Below are 18,434 nucleotides of genomic sequence, written 5' to 3'. Positions count from 1 at the left end.
CATCCGAGGTGGGCGAAAGCGGGTGCGCGACGCGCTCTACATGGCGGCTTTCGTTGCACATAGGTTGAATACACCATTCGCCAGAACGGCTCAGACCATGGCTGCCAAGGGCAAGCCCTTCAAAGTCATGATCATCGCCATCGCGCGAAAAATCCTCGCCACCGCAAACGCTCTGATAAGGGACAAAACGATGTTCAATCCAACCTGACAAACACAGTTGCCAGTCACCGCGCGTCTGCGCGGTGACTGATTCCCTACTTGCCGTAGGCGAAAAAGTCTTTCCTGCCCAAAGACTTGGGCAGGCTGGATCCGTGTGACGGGCACAGGGATGAGGGGAGGTTGGGGCGGTCTCAGTGCCCCAAGCAAGCCCTGCGCATTGGCGGTGACTCTGCGCCGGGAAAGTGTTGCGGCAGACGTCCGCAAGTTCATCGTCTCTCGACTTCCATATTCCCCAGGCGAAACATCTGCGTGAAGAATGCCTTGTCGGGCAGGCGGCGCAGCAGGGCGGCAATCGCTGCGCATGCCGCTACGGCGAAGATGAGCCGGCCGGTCAGAACGCCATGCAGATCCGCGCCGAGCGAGATCACCACGATCGTGTCCTCTATCACGCTATGCGCAAAGCCCATGAACACGCATGACAGAAAGATCTGGCGCGGCGATATCGCTCCCGATTGCGCCTCGCGGATCAGCAGGCCGGCGCCGTAGGAAATGCCCAGAAACAGGCCGATAGCCGTGAGATGTTCGGCCTCTCCCCTGATACCGGCGAGGCGCAGCACAGGCGAAAGCGCCTTCATCATCAGGCCCAGCAGCCCGGTCACCTTGAGGATTTCAAGGCCCCAGGACAGGACGACGAGGATGACCAGCATCCAGACCATGGTCTCGGCAAGCCCCCTGATATAGTCGGCCCAGTCGGGCGTTGCGCTCATCGGCAGCCAGACAGGATTGGCCGGGCCAGACAGCCAGCCTGTCGCCGTCAGAACATGGTGCAGCAGGAAGGCATAGAGCAGGCCGCCCGCGATGCGCAGCGTGGTCGTCGCGATCATTCCTGGCCCCGCCTTCTGGATGATCTTCTGCTCGATCGGCAGACCATGCGCGAACAAAATGAGGGCCGAGAATACCGTGATGTCGGCGATGCTGAGCGAGGATGCGGGAACGAGGGTGAAAACGAGCGGAACGGCACCCCAGATCCCCACCAGCATGCCCGTCAGCCAGGCCACGCCCAGCTCYGGAGGCAGCYCGATCAGGTTCATGACGGGCGCAAAGACGGGGGCGACCGCCTTGACCGCTCCCATCCTTGACAAGAGCTCGGCCGCAACCGCGATCGGAACCGTGATGCGGACAAGCACCCAGTAAATTGCGAGTGTTTCCTGGGTGTTGCGGCGGATGAGCGATAAGAACGACATTTGAGACCCCCTTGATGGTGCCTCAATCTGTTAGCCCCGTTCGCTTCGAATTTGTGGTCAAATATTGCAGGTCTATGCAATTTTATTGCAAAGGCGCGTTTGGCCGGTATGCTCGCTGGCATGGATCGTATCGACCGAAAACTTCTGAACCTGATGCAGCGCGACGCATCGCGCACGAATATCGATATGGCCGAGGAGGTGGGCCTGTCTCCTTCCAGCTGCCTGCGCCGCGTGCAGCGGCTCCACAAATCGGGTGTGATCGACCGTATCGTGGCAATCCTCAATCCCGCCAAGGCCGGACGTGGGATCAAGGCGCTGGTGACGGTGGAAATGAAGTTGCATGGCGAGGCGCATATGCGCCGCTTTCTGGATATCGCGGTCGCTGAAGAGGCCGTTTCGCAAGCCTATTCCGTCACCGGCGAAACCGATGTCGTCCTGATGCTGCGCCTGCGCGATATGGAAGAATTCGATGCGCTGTGCGACAGGCTTTTCCGCGACGAAAACAATGTCGCCCGCTTTTTCACCATGATCGTTATCCGCACGGCGAAAGAGGAGACCGCCATCCGGCTTTGATCGGCTCGCCGTGGCGGCCCGCTGCCGCTCTCAAAAGGATGTCACGGCCCTGAACCCGAAAATCGCTGCATTCTGTATCCGCGAATTCGGCTTGTCGGGATCGGCTGCATTGCCGCCGGGTCGGATGACATATTGAAAGAATGGCTGGGCCGTAAACCATGGCGTGACGGCCGCCTGATAGGTGGCTTCGATCACGGCTTCGGAGCTCGGAACCGGCTGCGACGTCCCAGTGAAGGCATTTTCGGCCTTTACCAGATCCGACATGCCCGAACTCATGCTCGCATAGGCAAAGCTCACGCCGGCGGTATCATTGTCGCGCCCCGGCAGAAGCCCCTTATAGGCAAGGCCCAGATCAAAATACCAGTTCATGCTGTTGCGCTCCTGCTGCGGCGCAACCGCGATACGGACAAATCCATTGAGGCCATTGTCCGTACTCCCGGGCTCCTGCCAGAGCGTCTGATCGACAACGGCATAGACCGCAAAATTGCCCGAGAGCCGGCGCGGACTGCCGCTCGACAGGGGATCGGCGAGCGAAACGCCGTTCGATGCGGTGGACAAACTGTCGAACTGCTCCGAATTATACCAGGCGCCGAGCTTGTAGGTGCCCGGCAAGCCGGGCTCGCCCTTTCCAGGCGTATAGGCATAAGCCGCCTCGGCAATCGCAAGCACGCCATCGCCAACCGGAAACCCCAGTCCATTGGCATTGCCATCGGGGTCCGAACCGGTCGGGCTGCCATTGAAGACGGCAGCCTGCAGCGTCCAGGCATCGTCAGGCTTGATGATGATCTGAGCGCCCGGAACGGCGAAGGGATAGGCCGGTCCTCCTCCGGGCAGATCCGCGGCAAAAATGCCGGGCCATCCGAATGTCGAGTTGACGAAAAGGCTGGCCGTATTGCTGATCGCGAAATTCTGATCCGCCAGGATTTGCCCGAGCTTCACCGTCACCGTGTTGTTCATGAGGCTCTGCGAGAGATAGAATTCGCCCAGCCTGAAGCCGGGATCGGCCTCCACCGAGGTTACGGTCAGAAGATTGCCGACATCCTTGCCGGACAGGCCCTGGCCCTGGATCGCATAACCGGAAATATGAATAGCGCCGCCGGTCCAGCCTGCCAACCGGCCCATGTCGAAATCGCCCTGCAATTGGAAAAGACCGTCATAGGCCGTTCCTCTTTTCACGCCGCCCGATACGTTGCCGAGCACATCGCTGGTCTGCGACATCGTGAAAGTGACGCCCTGGTCCCGCAGCCAATTGCGGTAGCCGTGCCAATCGCCTGTCAGTGTCGTATCGGCATAGGATGGCGGTGCCGTATCGTCTGCCCGTGCCCCCGCGCCGTAAACAGCAAACGCAAACACAAGGGCGGCGCCGGGCAGTTTTTTCATTCTCTTCCCTTTTTCGGAGGCTCTGATTTGGGAGGATGCAAAGGGGCTCACCTGTAGCGCCTTTGGCGCGAATCTGAGCTCGCTATCATTGGAACGAATTGCGCAGCCGGGCAAGATTTGCGCTCTCATGCAGCACATGCCATCAACCGCGCGCTCATTTACGAGCCAGATTGCCACTTGATACTGCCGGAACGTTTCGCTCTCCGAGGTCCCAATATAGCCCGGCCATCAACGCGAGTCCTTCACGCGCGATATTCATGGGCAGGTGCTCGTTCGGCGCATGCTGAGAGCACCCCGGATATGAGTGCGGTATCCACACGGTCGGAAGCTGCAGAGTTTCAGAGAAGGCATCATTCGGCAGCGAGCCGCCGAGGTTCGGCAGTATTGCCGGCTTTTTCCCTGTTGTACGGCCGATCGAGTCCACTACCCAGTTGACCCAAGGATGCTCAGGATCGAGCCTTGTGGCACGAAAGACCTCATCGCTTGCCTGCGCTATTTGAACCTGGGAAAAACCGTGATGATCCAGGTAACGGCGCAGAGCCGGCAAGACATTTTCCACGTCAATACCGACGACGAACCGTAACTGACAGCGGGCCCAGGCTCTCGCAGGGATAGCCCCAACAGGCGTTCTCGGGTTTCCGGCCTCGAAGGCGAGTACAGCAAATGAACACCAGGCGAACAGCTTTTCCGCTGCCGTCAGCCCAGGCTCGCCCCAGTTCGGATCAATCTGCGGGCCTTCGGCATCGCTCTCGACCTCACAATCCGCAAGCACTCGACGAACATTGTCCGGGATACTCACCGGAAGCCATTCCGGAACAAGAATCTTGCCAGAGGGCTCAGTGATGCTGGCGATCGCGTGGGCAAGCTGGATTGCGGGATCGGAGAGAAGACCGCCCCAGTTACCGGAATGATGGCCGCCCTTGCGCGCATCGATCCAGATGTCAAAGCTGATCGCGCCGCGAGATCCCAGAAAGACGGTCGGCCGCGCGGCGGAAAGTCGGGGACCATCCGAGGCGATCAGCACGTCGGCGCGGAATAATTCCTTATGGGCGTCAACCAGTGCATGCAGGCCTGGGGAAATTCTTTCCTCCCCCATCTCAATCAGATACTTGGCATTGAATCCGAGTTTCCCGCGCGTCTCCAATACGGCCCGGAGCGCGCCGATGTTGACGGTATGCTGACCTTTATTGTCGGCGACACCGCGACCGTACCACCTGCCGTCCCGCTCGATGAGTTGCCAGGGAGAGAGACCGTCGGCCCATTCGTTATCGAGCCCCCGTATGACGTCACCGTGGCCATAACCCAGCACCGTCGGCCGAAGGGCGTCCTCGTGGCGCTCGACATAAAGGAAAGGCCAGCCGTTTTGGGAAAGCTTGCGACATTGAAAGCCAAGGGCCTCAAAGGCGGGTGTCATCTCACTATCGAGATACTGATCGAGAACCGGTGCACGATCAGGGTTCTGGCTCTCGGTCGGCATCGCGACACGTCGCGCCAGATCCTTCCGAAAATCGCCGGAAGCGAAGTAAGACTCTGCTCTGGCAATAGCGGCGTCTCGGCTCATACCTGCAACCTAACACGAGAGGGAATTGGCCGGAATGGTCAAAGCGGCATGCAACAACGATCGCGTTGGGCCGTGAGCGGGTCTGGTGACATTTGCTGCATGATGCCGAGGTTTCGTCGCACACCGCGGTTGTTCGCGGGGTGCGACAATGGTTCGTCATGATGGATGTGATCTTGCCGGTGCCGCATCCGGCAGCATGGCGTCACGGCTTGGCGAGATGCCAAACGCCTTCGGCCCCATCACCGTGGATATCTCCGGGCATGGCATCGAAGTGATAGGTGTATAGCGGCGAGCCGTTGTAGGCCCACTGGGTTACCCCGGTCGGTCGCGTGACGACGCTCCAGGGACCGGATGCCTTGGCGCCGGCTGGTGCCACGAAGGGGGGCCAGGCGAGGGCACAGAGCAGAGTGCAGGATGACTTGCCGGGCTGGTCCTTGTCGAAGGTGTAGAGCGATTGGCCGTCAGCGTCCGCAAACAGCTTTTGCTGTCCGCTCGTAACGACCGTGGCAGGCGACGCGGTCTTTGCCTCTGCCGCCGAGAGTGAGATCAGGGCGAGGCCAAGCGAGATTACCAGACTTTTCGTGGTACCAGACATTTTGGGGTCCTTTCTGCCGCAACCCTGTGCCACAGGAGGGGTTCCTGCCGGCCACAGGCGGCGTTTGGTTCAGGTGTTGGTGGGATCAGTTTGCGGGTAGCTAACCCTTGGCAGCGGGTGCCGGCGGCACCGGCAGAATGATTTCTGAAGCAACCTTCCAGTCCTTTCCGATATGAAGCCAGTCGATGATCATCAGGAACGGTTTGGGCGTCCCGTCCTGGCCGGCATAGGAGACGGTGATGTTCATCGGCGCGTAGGATTCCGCCACGTCAGGCGTCAAGCCGACGATCTTGAGCTTGGTGTAATCTGGCTCAAGCACGACCGGGCCGGATGTGCCGATGTCGTGCAGCTTCCGGTCGATCGCTTCGTTGCCCCAGAAACCTGCCCAGTTTCCCTCGGCGGGAACGGCGCTCTTGGCAACGAGGAGGGCTGAGGGGGATTGCCAGAACATCCCGTGAAGCCCCTCGAAGTCGTGCCGGTTGGCGAGCTCCATCAGCCTGGCGAACTCTGATTTGATCCTGTTCGTGGTCTGAGCGTTCAGTGGTTTCTCGTTGGCGGAAGCAGCAAGCGAGGGCGCGGCGGAAACGGCTAGGGCGAAGGCCGCGGCCCATAATGTCTTATGCATGTCATTGTTGCCTTTTGCGGATTTGACGGCGGGGTCGTTAGGACGGACATTATCTTATGGGCTTGCTCGAACTGGTATTCACTGCGCGTCCGGCGAGCGAGGCGGACGCGTGACGCGCACGGGCGGATCGTCGGCATAAGCGAGCGGCCTCATCGCCTGGCAGGGCGTGCTCCGTTCCATGACCATCTCTCCGTGTCCAAGAGTGACTGTTTTCAGCCCCGTCAGGATCACCGGGTTAGCCGGGATTTGTAACTATACGAAGGTAGAGAACGCGGTAGATGAAGGGGTGAGTACAAAGTTCCGTGAGCCTGATGTGACCGTGCCGGCCTGCCGTCGTGACGAACCACTGCTATCACCGACGGCTCGGCCGCGACGTGCGCGATCTGGGATCAGCCACCCCTTGCAAAATCAAGCGGCTGAACACAGTTGATGGGTTCCAGCGCCGGTACTTTCCCGGCGCGCGATATCGTCTGATGGGAGAAGAATGCAGCGTATCAAGACCTGGCTGAACCAGTATGAGCCGATGACGCTCATCACCTTCGCCTGCATTGCCGGCGGCCTCTTCCTCCTGCAGCGGCTGACGAGCGAGGTGCTGGAAGGCGAAACACTTGGCTTCGACCAGACGATCCTGCTCTGGCTGCGCCAGCCCGGCGATCTCGGCCGGCCGATCGGCCCGCAATGGCTCGTTCATGCGATGGGCGACATTACCAGCCTCGGCGGTGTCACCGTTCTGACGCTGCTGACATTGCTTGCGACCGCCTATCTGTTGCTCGACCGCAAGACTGCTATCGCCGTCTTCCTGTTCCTCTCGGTTCTCTCAGGCTGGCTGGCGAGCACGGGTCTCAAGATCATCATTGCCCGTGCAAGGCCTGACGTTGTTCCGCATCTCGTCGATGTCAACGATCTGAGCTTCCCGAGCGGCCATGCGATGGTCTCTGCCGTCACCTACCTCACGCTCGGGGCGCTTCTCGCCCGCACGCAGCGCTTCCGCGCCACACGCATCTTCGTCATGGGGGCGGGCATCTTCCTCGCCGTCATCATCGGCCTCAGCCGCATCTATCTCGGCGTGCATTACCCGACGGATGTGCTGGCCGGCTGGGTCGCCGGCTCGCTCTGGGCGCTGCTGTGCTGGCTGGTGTCGAAGCGTTTCGTTGTGCGGGCGGATGGAGAGGGGCAGGGCGGGGGGGCGTGAGGGTTCTTATGGAGGCCTGGTAGGCTGCTTTTGAACGAGGCGCCACCCCAACCTCCCTTGCGTGTGGTCCGAAGGTATCTATTGTCGACGAATGCCGGGCGGTTGGGAGTATCTAATGTCGGCAGTGCCATTCTCAAAGATTTCGACGCCGCTCAACGCGCTGTTCGCTACAATCGGTCTCTTGGTCGTTGCCGCACTGACGACGCAGGGCCTTACTGGTCAGGAGAGGCTTGTCTTTGAGCTGCTACTCGCGGCAATTTGGCTTGCTTATGTCCTCCAATTGAGCGGCACATTGCTTTCACGGCGACACCGCTTGTCGGGCGGGATGCCGGCCCTCGTGATCGATTTGCTCGCGGTTCTGGTTCCGGCTGCTGCATTCCTGTTCGTTGGGTCCCGTGATCGAAACCTCTATTGCGCCATTTGGCTTCTCAAGCCGTTGCGCGACTCGACCTTTTTCAGGCTGCTGGCAAAGGTGGTCGCGAATGAATCGCGCAATCTGCTTGGCGTGACATCGGTGTTCGGCATCGTTCTTTTTGGTGCTGCGTTGGCCGGTTATATCATCGAGCGAGACGTCCAGCCCGAAACGTTCGGCAGCATTCCGCAGGCGATGTGGTGGGCGGTCGTGACGCTGTCGACGACCGGCTACGGTGACGAGATCCCGCAGAGCCTTGCAGGTCGAGTTCTGGCCGGATTGGTGATGATGAGCGGGATCGGTATTTTTGCACTTTGGGCCGGCATCCTCGCCACCGGCTTCTACGAAGAGGTTCGCCGCCAAGACTTCGTTCGCAACTGGCAATTGATCGCTGCCGTACCCCTGTTCCAGAAGCTTGGTTCCGCTGCACTGATCGAGATCGTTCGGGCGTTGCGGCCGCGCATTGTCCCCGCAGGTGCCGTGATCTGCCGCAAGGGCGATGTTGGCGATCAGATGTTCTTCATTGTCGAGGGGCGGGTCACCGTGGCGACACCCGACCATCCAGTGGAACTCGGTGCCGGAAACTTCTTTGGCGAGATGGCGCTGATCAGCGGCGAACCGCGCTCAGCGACGGTCAGCGCAGCAACCGAGGTATCGCTGCTGTCGCTCTACGTCGTGGATTTCCAGATGTTGTCGAGCAGTAGTCCTGACATCGCGGAGACCATCCGCAAGACGGCGCTGGAGCGGCGGGGCGGGCCGCCGAAGGAATAATCCAAGCCGGCGGGGGTTACGCCTTGACCGGCTCATAGCGCAGGATAACTGCGCCGGCTGCGGTCGTCGTGCTGTCGAGTAGCTTCAGTGGAAGCTGCCGGCCCGCCGGTTTGAAATGCGGGTTGTCGCCGCCGAGGATGACGGCCACAAGGCAGATTCGGATTTCGTCCACTAGGTCTTCCCTCAGAAGTGAATCCGCCAGTTCCGCGCTGCCGAAAATGAAGATCGTCTTGCCGGTTTTAGCTTCTTGAGTTCCGAGACAGGTTTACTCACGACGCGGCTGTTGTTGAAAACGTAATGCGTCCCCGAAAACTCCCGCGTGTCCGGAAATTTGAATAGCTGTCCCGCCGCATGGTCGTCCTTTTCAGGCCCGGGCTTGTTGGCACTCCACCCAAGAGAGCAAGCCCTAGCTAACGATCCCGAAAACCTTCTCGAGCTTTTCCCAGCTCACATCCATGGCGAAGGCCGCCGAGAGATAGGGGATGCCGATATGGCCGTAGCGGACCGAAAGCTGCCTCTCGGCGCTTTCCTCGTCGAGGCCGGCGATCTGTTGCAGGTAGAGGACGGAGACGAGGCCGGTGCGGTCGGCGCCGGCCTGGCAGTGGATGAGGATCGGCTTTGGGGCGTTGCGCAGCAGGGTCAGCAGTTCGTGCGCCTGCTCGGCCGTCACCTCCGTGGAGGCGGAAAGCCCGTAGTCGATATGGGTGATGCCGTCTTTCTTCGCTGCCTCGGTTTCCTGCATGTACCAGTTGGCGGTGTTTTCGCCGCGCAGGTTGAGGATGGTCTTGATGCCGTAGCGGGCGGCGTAGGTGTCGATATCGGCGCCCGAGGGTTGGGCCGAGCGGTAGAGTTCGCCCGGCAGCACTTCATGGAAATTGCCAAGCAGTTGCAGCCCGCCGAGGTAGCCGCCGAACAACAGGGCGGCGACGCCGAAAGCGGCAAAAGCACGTCCGTAGACGCGGACATGCTTTCGCTTTGTCTCTTTGCGCAATTCCGGACGCAAAACCGCGACACACTTTTGCTGGAATTGCTCCAGACTTCTCCAACGTCTTTTCATTTTTATCCTTGGTATTGGGCGGGAAAGAGGAGGGTGATGCCGAGGCCGGGATGCCGGTCGGTAAGCGTGATGTGGGCGGCATGCAGATCGGCGATCGCCTTGACGAGGCTGAGGCCCAGGCCGCTGCCTGTTGTCGTGCGGCTCTTGTCGAGGCGGTAGAGGCGGCGGAAGACCAGTTCGCGCTCCGCTTCGGGAATACCGGGGCCGTCGTCGGAAACGCTTGCCGAAAAGCCGTCATCGTCAGCCTGGAGCGCAAGCGTGATCCTGGTCATCGGCGGGCAATGGTTGATGGCGTTTTCCACGAGGTTGACGAAGAGCTGGGTCAGCAGTTCGCGGTCGCCATTGACCATGCAGGGGGAGGCGGGCCTGGTGGTGAAGTCGAGCGACTGGCCACTATCCTCGGCAACGCTGCTGTAGATTTCCGCAACCGAACCCATGATGTCGCTGATATCGACCGGCCGGAAGCGCGCCTTGCGGGCGCCGGCCTCGATCTGCGAGATGCGCAACAGCGCCTCGAACGTGGCGTTGATACGGTCGCTTTCCTCGCGGGCGTCGATCAGCAGGGTCTGCACATCCTCGCCGCGCCCGCCCTGTTCGATTGCCTGCTCGACGGTCATCTTCAGGCGGTTGAGCGGCGTCTTCAGGTCGTGGGCGATATCGGCGCTCACCTGCCGCATGCCTTCGACGAGGGCCGACAGCCGGTCCAGCGCCTGATTCATATGGGTTGCGACGACATCGATATCGTCGCCATTGCCTTCGAGTGGAATGCGCCGCGCCAGATCGCCGGCCGAAACATCGCTCATCGCCCGCTCGATGCCGTCGAGCCGCCGCTGGGCGCGGGCGGCGAGAAAAGCGCCGCCGCCGCAGGCGAGAATGATGATGCCTCCGGTGGCCCAGCCGAAGCTCATCAGCGCGATATGTTCCAGATCCTCGGTTTCGGCAAAGCTCTCGCCGACGATCAACCGGTTGCCGCCGACTGTGCCGGCCAGAATGCGGATGCGGTCGTCGCCCTTCTGCCCGATGTCGCCGGCCTCGATGGTCGAAAGGCCGTCTTCTGCCGCAAACGGCGAGACATTGCCGGCTAGCCGCTTACCCTTTTCGCCCGAAAGCAGGAAAATGCTGTCCTCGGCATTGTTGAGGCGAGCATAGGCTGCGACAGCGGCAACGAGGTCTTCGATGTCGGCCGGTGAATAGGTGGAGGCGACGACCGAATAGGTCTCGCGCACGGAATCGTCGAGCGCCTCAGCCAGATCGCGTTTCAGGAGCTGGTAGGTGATGATGCCGGCCACCAGAAAGGCCAGGATGAAGAGCAGGCCGAAGGCCAGCGCCAGCCGGAAGGGCGTGCTGCGCAGCAGCCTGGAGCTTTTCCTGGAAGCGGCTTTTTCCATCAGCATCGGATTATCCGAAAACCGCTACACACTTTTCGGTCCGATGCTCTAGCGCGGCGCATGCAGGCTGTATCCGGTGTTGCGCACGGTATGAAGCAGCGGGATGTCGAAAGGCCGGTCGATCTTGGCGCGCAGGCGGCTGACATGGGTTTCGACGACGCTGGTCTTCGGGTCGAAGTGAAAATCCCAGACGCGTTCGAGCAGCATGGTGCGGGTCAGCACCCGGCCTTCGCCACGCATCAGCACTTCGAGCAGGGTGAATTCGCGCGGCTGCAGTTCGATCGTCTGGCCCTGTCGCGTCACCTGCCGGCGCACAAGGTCGAGTTCGAGATCAGCCACACGCAGCACCGTCTTCTGGTCCTGCACGGGCGGGCGGCGCGCCAGCGCATTGACGCGGGCGAGCAGCTCGGAAAAGGCGAAGGGCTTGGTGAGGTAATCGTCGCCGCCGGCCTCCAGCCCTTCGACGCGGTCGTCGACGCCGCTGATCGAGGTGAGGAAAATTGCCGGCGTGCCGATCCTTGCGGCGCGCACCGCCTTGATCAGCGACAGTCCGTCGAGGCCGGGCACCATCCTGTCGACGACCAGCACGTCATATTGCTCACGTGTCGCCTGGAAAAGCGCGTCGCGCCCGTCGTCGATGACGTCGCAGACGTGGCCCGCCTCGATCATGCCGCGAGCGACAAAATCGGCCGTCTTTTTATCGTCCTCGACGACAAGAATGCGCATGGCCGGTCCAAACCCTTCACCTGATCGGAAGATTACTCTCACGCGGCACAATTCGCGCAAAATTGTGTCCTCCGCCTTGTCGAATTCTTACGGATTCGTAAGTCGGCGGAACCGGTCCGATCCCGGCTCTTCCTGCAACCGGACCTTTCTTACGAAAGCGTATCTTCCCGGCAAAGGCTGTGTATGGACCGGCGGCTAGAAGCAGAGACAGGGGTGGCGGAAACACGAACGCCACCGCTGTTCAAACGCCGGCGCCGGGGCGCCGCATTCAAGGAGATATCCCATGAAGACATTCCCAACGACACTAGTTGGCGCAGGCCTGCTCAATGCCCTCGTCATGGCCGGTTTCATCGCCGTTGCCATGCCCGCCCATGCCGCCACCGTGCCCTGCGAAGACATGCTGAAGGATATGCGCGCCGCCAAGGCGAAGGCCAAGCTCAGCGATGCCGACATGGCCAAGGTCAACGATCTCGAAGCGAAAGCCGTCGAGCGCTGCAATGCCGATGACGATACCCGCTCGGACAAGTTCCTGACCGAAGCCATGGCGCTGATGGGCAAGTGATTGCAGCAAGCGAGGAGAGATCCAATGGCAGAAAGATCATCAGACGGGCCGGCGAACATGCCGGCTGATGACATCAACCGCGTGCCGCGCGTCACCGTCGATTTCTGGCTGATCAAGCTGATGGCGGTGACGATGGGCGAGACGGCGGCCGATTATCTGGCGGTCAATATGGGCCTCGGCCTGACGGTAACCTCCATCATCATGACCGCCATCCTCATCGGCGCAATCGTGCTGCAATTTGCCCAGAGGCGCTACGTGCCCTGGACCTACTGGCTGGCGGTGGTGCTGATCAGCGTGGTCGGCACGCTGGTGACGGATAATCTCACCGATAATTTCGGCGTGCCGCTTCTGACCTCGACCATCGCCTTCTCGATCGCGCTGATCCTCACTTTCATCGTCTGGAAGGCGAAGGAGGGGACGCTGTCGATCCACTCGATCTTCACGACACGACGGGAAGCCTTCTACTGGCTGGTGGTGCTCTTCACCTTCGCGCTCGGAACTGCCGTCGGCGACCTGATCTCCGAGGTGTTCGGCTTCGGCTACATCACGACGGGCCTGATCTTCGGCGTCATCATCGCCGTCATCGCCTTTGCCCATTATGCATTCAGGCTCGACGGCATCCTGTCCTTCTGGCTCGCCTATATCTTCACCCGGCCGCTCGGCGCCTCGCTCGGCGACTATCTCTCGCAGCCATCGGACTATGGCGGCCTCGGGCTCGGCACGATCTATACGAGCCTGATGTTCCTCGCGATCATCGCCTTCATCGTCATCTACATGAGCTTCAACTACGAACCTGAGATCGAAGGCAGCCCGGAAGAGCCATTGCGTTAAGGGCTGCCTGACGTGCTCGCCTCGCTCTGTCATGGGTCAGCCATGAGGGGCGAGGCGAGCGCTTACGGATTTGTAAGATCGCGGAAAAGGGCAGGACAGGTCTTTGACCTACAGCCGGTGACACGACCTCCGCCCGCCACATGCCAATCCATCCCGCACGGCAATCCTCCCACCCGACAGAGCCGGCGTCTGCCGGCTGATCCATGAGGGTGATGGACATGCCGGGTTCGCTGCTGGCATTCTCCCTGCCGAGGCAGCGATGCCCGGTCCTTCTCGCCTGCCTGTCCGGATCGAAGCCAAGAAAACCGAGTAGAAGATGACGACGATCACAAGCATAACCTCGACAATGACGGCCTCCTTCCTCGGCTCCTTCGTGGAAGTCGTGGAGGCCTTTACGATCATCCTTGCCGTCGGCGTGACACAGAGCTGGCGGCCGGCCTTTATCGGCACGGGGCTGGCGCTTTTCGTGCTGGCGGTGCTGGTGCTGGTCTTCGGGCCTTTGCTCGGCCTTGTCCCGATCGACATCCTGCAATTTACCATCGGTACGCTGCTGATCCTGTTCGGCATGCGGTGGCTGAGAAAGGCGATCCTCAGGGCCGCGGGCTTCATTGCGCTGCATGACGAAGAGAAGGCCTTTGCCTCGGAAACGGATGCGCTTGCCCGCCAGTCGGCTGACCGGCGGGCCGATTTCCTGGCCGGCACGGCCGCCTTCAAGGCCGTGCTGCTCGAGGGCGTCGAGGTGGTGTTCATCGTGATCGCGACAGGTGCGCGGCCCGGCATGCTGCCCTATGCAAGTCTCGGAGCGCTGATTGCCTGCATCGCCGTGCTCGTCATCGGGCTTCTCGTCCACAAGCCGCTGTCATCAGTGCCGGAAAATACGCTGAAATTCATCGTCGGGCTGCTGCTGACGGCTTTCGGCATCTTCTGGATCGGCGAGGGCATCGGCACGCCGTGGCCGGGCGAAGACCTCTCGCTCATCGCAATCTTCGCCCTGCTCGCCGCCTTCTCCTTCATCGCAGTCCGGTGGCTGCGGCAATATCACGATACGCATGCGGAGCTCGCCCGATGAACATTCTCAAGATCGCCTTCAAGGAACTCATCGGCATGTTCATCGATGACGGGGCACTGGCGCTGTTGAGCCTGCTGCTGGTGCTCGCCGTCGGCCTCGCGGTGGAAACCACGCTCATCGGCCCGATCGCAGGGGCGGTGCTGCTCGTGGCTGGCTGTCTTGTGATCCTCGCAGAAAGCGTGATGCGGGCAGCACGGCGAAAGTTCCGGCGTTAGCGGCGGCAAGACACGCGGTATGGGGGCAGGGCGATCTTACCGGCGTCTTTCGCGCGCCGCCGCCAGAATGAGAGGCGAGACGGCGGTGGCGAGGGAGCAGAAGGGCAGCGGTCAAAAATGGAGGTCTCCGGTATAGCCGCGGCAGTGTGAGCCGCACCGGCGACTTCCATTTTGTCTTCGACTCGTAAGTCTGTCGAAGCACCACCATCCACTCTTCGGTAAAACCGACTACGAATAGCCAATTTTGTTCTTACTGGTTCCATACCGAAATTTCACGCTCCCTACGCGCTTTTAGCCCAGGCAAAAGGGTGCCGCTGCGCATTGCCCATCTCCTCATCTCGTCCGGTACCTTTTCATACTGACCGGCGTTTAGCGTTTGTAGCAATGTGGATGACGAGAAATTTTTCACTCCGACGTTCCATACAAAAGAGACTAGAGCTTCACGCTGATTGGGCGAGAGTGGAACTTTAACGAGTTGATCTATGGCCGAGTTGGCGGCCTTAAGATCGTTGGCTAATAAATCTTTCGCCTGATCCACGGTAACCGCTGGTGTGTCCGGACCGACACCGTCCGTGTGGCCAAATCCAATGCTCCACCCGCCAAATGGGTCACGAATGGGGGTTGAGCTGAACCCCTCGAATGCACTGACAAGATCCACACCTGCGACGTTGGATGGAAGAGGATTGCTGCGCAGCTCTTGCAACGCCTTTGGTGACAATGGTTGACTAGCTGATGCGAGTGTATCTCTGAAAACACCCTCGGCCCAAGCCCTAAGCTCTGGGGTGGCGGGATTATCAGATTGGAGAATACTTATCGCTATTTCGGCAGTTTTTTGCTTAGCTGAGCGATCTTGTAACGCTGTATTTACATAGAATCCAGCAATGGCGACGGTGAGCGGAATTAGAATAGAGCCTAGCAATTTACCTAGTATGTCGATTTTGTCCCAAATGTCCTTTGAAACTTCAGGCTCAATTAAATCCGACTGTGTTACGGGCGTGATTGGCTGCTGTTGCATTTTTATGCCCCCAATACATTCCTTGTTCTTGCTACCTTAGAGAGTGGGGGTTCTGGGAGCAATACTCTGGACTTCCGTGTGGAGGAAGTGGTTCCGCGTCAGAAACTGATGTCACCCGGATGATGACGAAGGTGAACGATTTTTGGAATGCGGCTGCCCGATAGAAGCCACTCCGCCATGGCCGGGCGAAGATTTGTCGCTGCTTGCCATCTGCAAGTTCCGGCGCTAGCGGCTGCAGAATACGCGGTATGGAAAGGCCAATCCTACCGGCCTCTCTCCCGCGCAGCAGCAATCACCAGCGGTGCGGCTGCCGTCACCAGCGAGCCGAAGGGCAGCCGCTGCAAGGCCTTGCCCACGAGGAAGGCCGCCACCATGGCGCCTGACAGTTTCAGCCAGGGATAAGCGCCAAGCTGCGCATGGGCGCTCGCATCCGCCCAGCGAATATTTTCTTCCACCACGCTGCCCGCCTGATGGCGGATGATGTGCAGCCGGGCGCGCAGATTATTGATCTGCGCACGCACATCCTCGATCTGCCGCTCGAGCTCCTCGCGCTCGATATCGACGACGATCTCCTCTATCGGCGCATCCTCGGCGACCGCATGCAGATAGTCTTGATAGGCCGCCTCACTCGCAAAACCCTCGGCCTTCGCGTGCTGATCGGCCTTTTCCTGTTCGGGGTTTTTTTCGCGTTCGGGGGCTGGCGTGGGCTCGCTCGCGTCTCTGAGCTCTTCCATGCCTTCGATGGCGTCCTTGCCTGTCGTGCTCGCCATTGCGGTCTCCTCATTCGCTGACGGAGTTCAAACGTTCGAGGCGGAAAAAGGATGCATGGGCGGCGGGGATTGATTGCCGGCGCGGTATGCCGACAGAACGGGTTGATCCCTGACAGATTGAACTCAGCTGCTTGGCTAGGATTGAACGAGGATCACCAAGGTCTCGGGCAATACGCCGTCATATTCCATCGCATCGGCCGCTTGCCTGGTCTTCATGAATTCCGCCAGGCGGCCCATGTCGGCGACGTCCATGACGAGGCCAACCTTGTTGGACGATTGCGGATCGACGAAGGTGCGAATGTTCGTGCAGCCGATCGGTTCGAAAATTTCCTTGCGACGGGGCGAGGTGAGCCAGTGTTTGACGTCCTTGACGTCATGATGAGCCAGGATGGTCGGCATTGCGTCCTCCTCTTGCTGCTCTGGACATCAGAGCCGGAGAAAACTTTACGCCTCGGGTAATCGCATAGATATCACCCGCATGGGTGGGCGCATCTAGTTTTACGGGGACAGGATGATCACCGTTCCGATCGAACTCGACGTGACGAATATCAAGCCAAACGGGGAACGGGTGCGCTCGAACGAAACGGAGCTCGATTTTTCCCTCTGCATGCTCGACCTGATGAACGACTTTCCGGTGCCACTGAAAGCGAAGTGAGGCTGCCGGGTGTCCTTTCCGAAACCGGTGCTGGCGGGATTGAAACGCTCGAGATGGTGAAGAGGATGCTTGGGCGGGTGAAGGGTGCGTGGTGGCGGTGGACTCGAACCAAGCGCTTCGATCTTGGTGGGCAAGACACCCATAACACCTGAAGGCAGCTCTCTTACCCAAGCCCATCATAAGCCGCACTCAGCGCCTCGCACTGCGCATCCGGCGCCAGCGTGGCAATCCGCAGCCGCTCCCGCGCATCCAGCGGCAGATGATCGATCAGCCAGTCCATCAGCATGTCGGCATCGTCGGAGGCGGCGAGCTTGCGGGCCTCATATTCCGACAGGCCGCCGAGCTGCCGCCCAAGCGCGCCGCCGTCCCTGAGATCGCCGACAATCCTTGCCCGCAGCGCCGAGACCTCCACTTTGCCGGTGACCTCCGGCAGCGGTGCAATGCGCACGGCGGCGAGCGCATCTGATGAAACCGGCTTCTGCCGGCGGCGGAAGAGGCCAGTTGTGCCCAGGGCTTCGAAGCTGCCATCGATGTACTGGCCGGTAACCTCGGCAATCTGCACAGCCTGCCTGGCGCGGAAGGAAAAGCGCATCGCCTTGCCGGGGCTGCCGCCGCTGCCATGGCATTCGGCAATCACGGCGGGAGCGCCGGGGACGAGCTCGGCGGCCACGACAAAGGGCGTATCGAAGATCGCAAATCTGTCGCCATCGGCAGGCACAGCCGCCTCGATCGGCGCTTCGCCCTGGCTTGAGAAATTCCCGCCTGATCGCGTCACATTGGCCGAGGCGAAGGCCGGGTAGGGACGGGAGAAATCGACCGGCTCCGGCGGTTTCGGGTTATGGGCGTAGATCTTGTCGGTTGCGACCGCTTCCATCAGGCAGACGAGATCGGGCGGGCGTCTTGCCGGCTTGATCGGCTCGCCGGATGCGGGCTGAAATTGCACAACATAATCGGGCAGCTTGTCGGCGCCGTTATCGCTTGAACCCTTGTCGGCCGTACCATCCCTCGCGCTTGGCTCGGCGCTCCACTCAAGCGCGGTCACGGTGACGGCATAGTCTCCATTCGCGATGTCGATCCAATATTCCTCAGCATCTGTTGTCTGCGTCATTTGCTCCTTGCCCGGCAGGGTATCGGTATTGTCGAGAAACACCCGTCCATGCCGCACGCTATAGGGAAAGGTCCAGCTCGGCCCGGCATAGGACTGTTCCCGCTCCGTCATCGCGCCATCGGTGAGGCGCACGGCAAAACTGCCGTCGCTGCGCGTCGACCAGGCAATCAGCCGGCCCGCGGCACTTTCGAGCGGGTAGACGAAGGGCTCGGAATACCAGGCGATCGGCCAGTCACTGGCATGGGCGAGATCATCGGGGTGGAAGAGCACGATATGGGCAACATCGGTCGAAACCATCAGAGCCTTCGAAAATCCCGTCATGAAATATCGTCCCCTGAGAATGTGATGAATGAAACCACGGCGGCATATGGCCCGCAAGGGCGAGGATATAGGCTGATGGCGTGTATTTTGATGAAGGTCTTTTGGGGGAGGAGGTTCGCCTGCGCTAACCTCTTTTCATGAGGGGTTGTGCCGTGGGATACCCCCCTCTGTCCTGCCGGACATCTCCCCCACAAGGGTGGAGATC

At 60.4% G+C, this 18,434-nt stretch carries 20 protein-coding genes and 2 pseudogenes; 9 read left to right on the top strand and 13 right to left on the bottom strand.

The annotated features are described in order from the left end of the window. Nucleotides 1-208: pseudogene (locus tag AC1DTN_RS29075) on the top strand (IS110 family transposase); the annotation flags it as partial. A gap of 217 nt (nt 209-425) precedes the next feature. Here the strand turns inward: AC1DTN_RS29075 and AC1DTN_RS29070 are convergent. Continuing rightward, complete coding sequence (locus AC1DTN_RS29070) at nt 426-1,403, bottom strand: nucleoside recognition domain-containing protein (RefSeq protein ID WP_477923717.1); 978 nt, start codon at nt 1,401-1,403, stop codon at nt 426-428. Nucleotides 1,404-1,523: 120 nt separating this feature from the next. On the opposite strand from AC1DTN_RS29070, the gene AC1DTN_RS29065 reads away from it, so the two are divergent. Beyond that, nucleotides 1,524-1,976, top strand: a complete 453-nt coding sequence (locus AC1DTN_RS29065; RefSeq protein ID WP_477923715.1) for an Lrp/AsnC family transcriptional regulator — start codon at nt 1,524-1,526, stop codon at nt 1,974-1,976. A 30-nt stretch (nt 1,977-2,006) separates the two neighbouring features. Here the strand turns inward: AC1DTN_RS29065 and AC1DTN_RS29060 are convergent, their stop codons facing one another. From AC1DTN_RS29060 to AC1DTN_RS29045, 4 genes are all read right to left on the bottom strand, one after another. Next, entirely contained in the window at nt 2,007-3,356 is a 1,350-nt protein-coding gene (locus AC1DTN_RS29060; RefSeq protein ID WP_442205470.1) for a carbohydrate porin, read from the bottom strand. A 154-nt stretch (nt 3,357-3,510) separates the two neighbouring features. Beyond that, nucleotides 3,511-4,917, bottom strand: coding sequence for a M20 family metallopeptidase (locus AC1DTN_RS29055; protein ID WP_477923713.1), 1,407 nt, complete (start codon nt 4,915-4,917; stop codon nt 3,511-3,513). A 202-nt stretch (nt 4,918-5,119) separates the two neighbouring features. Continuing rightward, complete coding sequence (locus tag AC1DTN_RS29050) at nt 5,120-5,512, bottom strand: COG4315 family predicted lipoprotein (RefSeq protein WP_477923712.1); 393 nt, start codon at nt 5,510-5,512, stop codon at nt 5,120-5,122. Between the two features lie 100 nt (nt 5,513-5,612). Further along, complete coding sequence (locus AC1DTN_RS29045) at nt 5,613-6,137, bottom strand: hypothetical protein (RefSeq protein WP_477923711.1); 525 nt, start codon at nt 6,135-6,137, stop codon at nt 5,613-5,615. A gap of 484 nt (nt 6,138-6,621) precedes the next feature. Here AC1DTN_RS29045 and AC1DTN_RS29040 point away from each other — a divergent pair, with 484 nt between their 5' ends. Further along, nucleotides 6,622-7,329, top strand: a complete 708-nt coding sequence (locus AC1DTN_RS29040) for a phosphatase PAP2 family protein (protein ID WP_477923709.1) — start codon at nt 6,622-6,624, stop codon at nt 7,327-7,329. A 115-nt stretch (nt 7,330-7,444) separates the two neighbouring features. Continuing rightward, entirely contained in the window at nt 7,445-8,512 is a 1,068-nt protein-coding gene (locus AC1DTN_RS29035; RefSeq protein ID WP_477923722.1) for a cyclic nucleotide-gated ion channel, read from the top strand. Between the two features lie 16 nt (nt 8,513-8,528). Here the strand turns inward: AC1DTN_RS29035 and AC1DTN_RS29030 are convergent. From AC1DTN_RS29030 to AC1DTN_RS29015, 4 genes and pseudogenes are all read right to left on the bottom strand, one after another. Beyond that, nucleotides 8,529-8,803: pseudogene (locus AC1DTN_RS29030) on the bottom strand (dihydrofolate reductase family protein); the annotation flags it as partial. A gap of 115 nt (nt 8,804-8,918) precedes the next feature. Further along, on the bottom strand, nt 8,919-9,503 hold the full coding sequence (locus AC1DTN_RS29025; protein WP_477923708.1) for a dual specificity protein phosphatase family protein: 585 nt from the start codon (nt 9,501-9,503) through the stop codon (nt 8,919-8,921). Nucleotides 9,504-9,571: 68 nt separating this feature from the next. Further along, nucleotides 9,572-10,963, bottom strand: coding sequence for a HAMP domain-containing sensor histidine kinase (locus AC1DTN_RS29020; protein ID WP_477923706.1), 1,392 nt, complete (start codon nt 10,961-10,963; stop codon nt 9,572-9,574). A 42-nt stretch (nt 10,964-11,005) separates the two neighbouring features. Beyond that, entirely contained in the window at nt 11,006-11,683 is a 678-nt protein-coding gene (locus AC1DTN_RS29015) for a winged helix-turn-helix domain-containing protein (protein WP_477923705.1), read from the bottom strand. Between the two features lie 283 nt (nt 11,684-11,966). On the opposite strand from AC1DTN_RS29015, the gene AC1DTN_RS29010 reads away from it, so the two are divergent. The 4 genes from AC1DTN_RS29010 (at nt 11,967) to AC1DTN_RS28995 (ending at nt 14,360) form a co-directional block, all read left to right on the top strand. Continuing rightward, nucleotides 11,967-12,245 (top strand): hypothetical protein, encoded by a 279-nt coding sequence (locus tag AC1DTN_RS29010; protein ID WP_477923703.1) that lies wholly within the window; start codon nt 11,967-11,969, stop codon nt 12,243-12,245. 24 nt (nt 12,246-12,269) lie between these two features. Then, nucleotides 12,270-13,076, top strand: coding sequence for a COG4705 family protein (locus AC1DTN_RS29005; protein WP_477923702.1), 807 nt, complete (start codon nt 12,270-12,272; stop codon nt 13,074-13,076). Between the two features lie 316 nt (nt 13,077-13,392). After that, nucleotides 13,393-14,145, top strand: coding sequence for a COG4280 domain-containing protein (locus AC1DTN_RS29000; RefSeq protein WP_477923700.1), 753 nt, complete (start codon nt 13,393-13,395; stop codon nt 14,143-14,145). Further along, a complete protein-coding gene (locus AC1DTN_RS28995) occupies nt 14,142-14,360 on the top strand; it encodes a hypothetical protein (protein ID WP_439015524.1) in 219 nt (72 codons plus the stop codon). The genes AC1DTN_RS29000 and AC1DTN_RS28995 overlap by 4 nt, the downstream gene beginning before the upstream one ends. 250 nt (nt 14,361-14,610) lie before the next feature. Here the strand turns inward: AC1DTN_RS28995 and AC1DTN_RS28990 are convergent, their stop codons facing one another. The 3 genes from AC1DTN_RS28990 to AC1DTN_RS28980 all read right to left on the bottom strand — a co-directional run bounded on the left by AC1DTN_RS28990 (nt 14,611) and on the right by AC1DTN_RS28980 (nt 16,544). Continuing rightward, nucleotides 14,611-15,375 (bottom strand): lysozyme, encoded by a 765-nt coding sequence (locus AC1DTN_RS28990; protein ID WP_439015523.1) that lies wholly within the window; start codon nt 15,373-15,375, stop codon nt 14,611-14,613. A gap of 263 nt (nt 15,376-15,638) precedes the next feature. After that, nucleotides 15,639-16,145: a hypothetical protein gene (locus AC1DTN_RS28985; protein WP_442205480.1), complete on the bottom strand. Its 507-nt coding sequence runs from the start codon at nt 16,143-16,145 to the stop codon at nt 15,639-15,641. Nucleotides 16,146-16,280: 135 nt separating this feature from the next. After that, nucleotides 16,281-16,544, bottom strand: coding sequence for a hypothetical protein (locus AC1DTN_RS28980; protein WP_477923699.1), 264 nt, complete (start codon nt 16,542-16,544; stop codon nt 16,281-16,283). Nucleotides 16,545-16,656: 112 nt separating this feature from the next. Between AC1DTN_RS28980 and AC1DTN_RS28975 the strand changes: the two genes are divergently transcribed. Then, nucleotides 16,657-16,800 carry a hypothetical protein gene (locus AC1DTN_RS28975; protein ID WP_310386314.1) on the top strand — a complete coding sequence of 48 codons (144 nt, stop codon included), beginning with the start codon at nt 16,657-16,659 and terminating at the stop codon, nt 16,798-16,800. A gap of 163 nt (nt 16,801-16,963) precedes the next feature. Here AC1DTN_RS28975 and AC1DTN_RS28970 read toward each other — a convergent pair whose 3' ends face one another. After that, nucleotides 16,964-18,229 carry a hypothetical protein gene (locus AC1DTN_RS28970; protein WP_477923698.1) on the bottom strand — a complete coding sequence of 422 codons (1,266 nt, stop codon included), beginning with the start codon at nt 18,227-18,229 and terminating at the stop codon, nt 16,964-16,966. Nucleotides 18,230-18,434: the final 205 nt, after the last annotated feature.

This window comes from Rhizobium sp. 01T444, from assembly GCF_056398305.1.
This window is presented reverse-complemented; position numbering and strand designations above follow the sequence as displayed.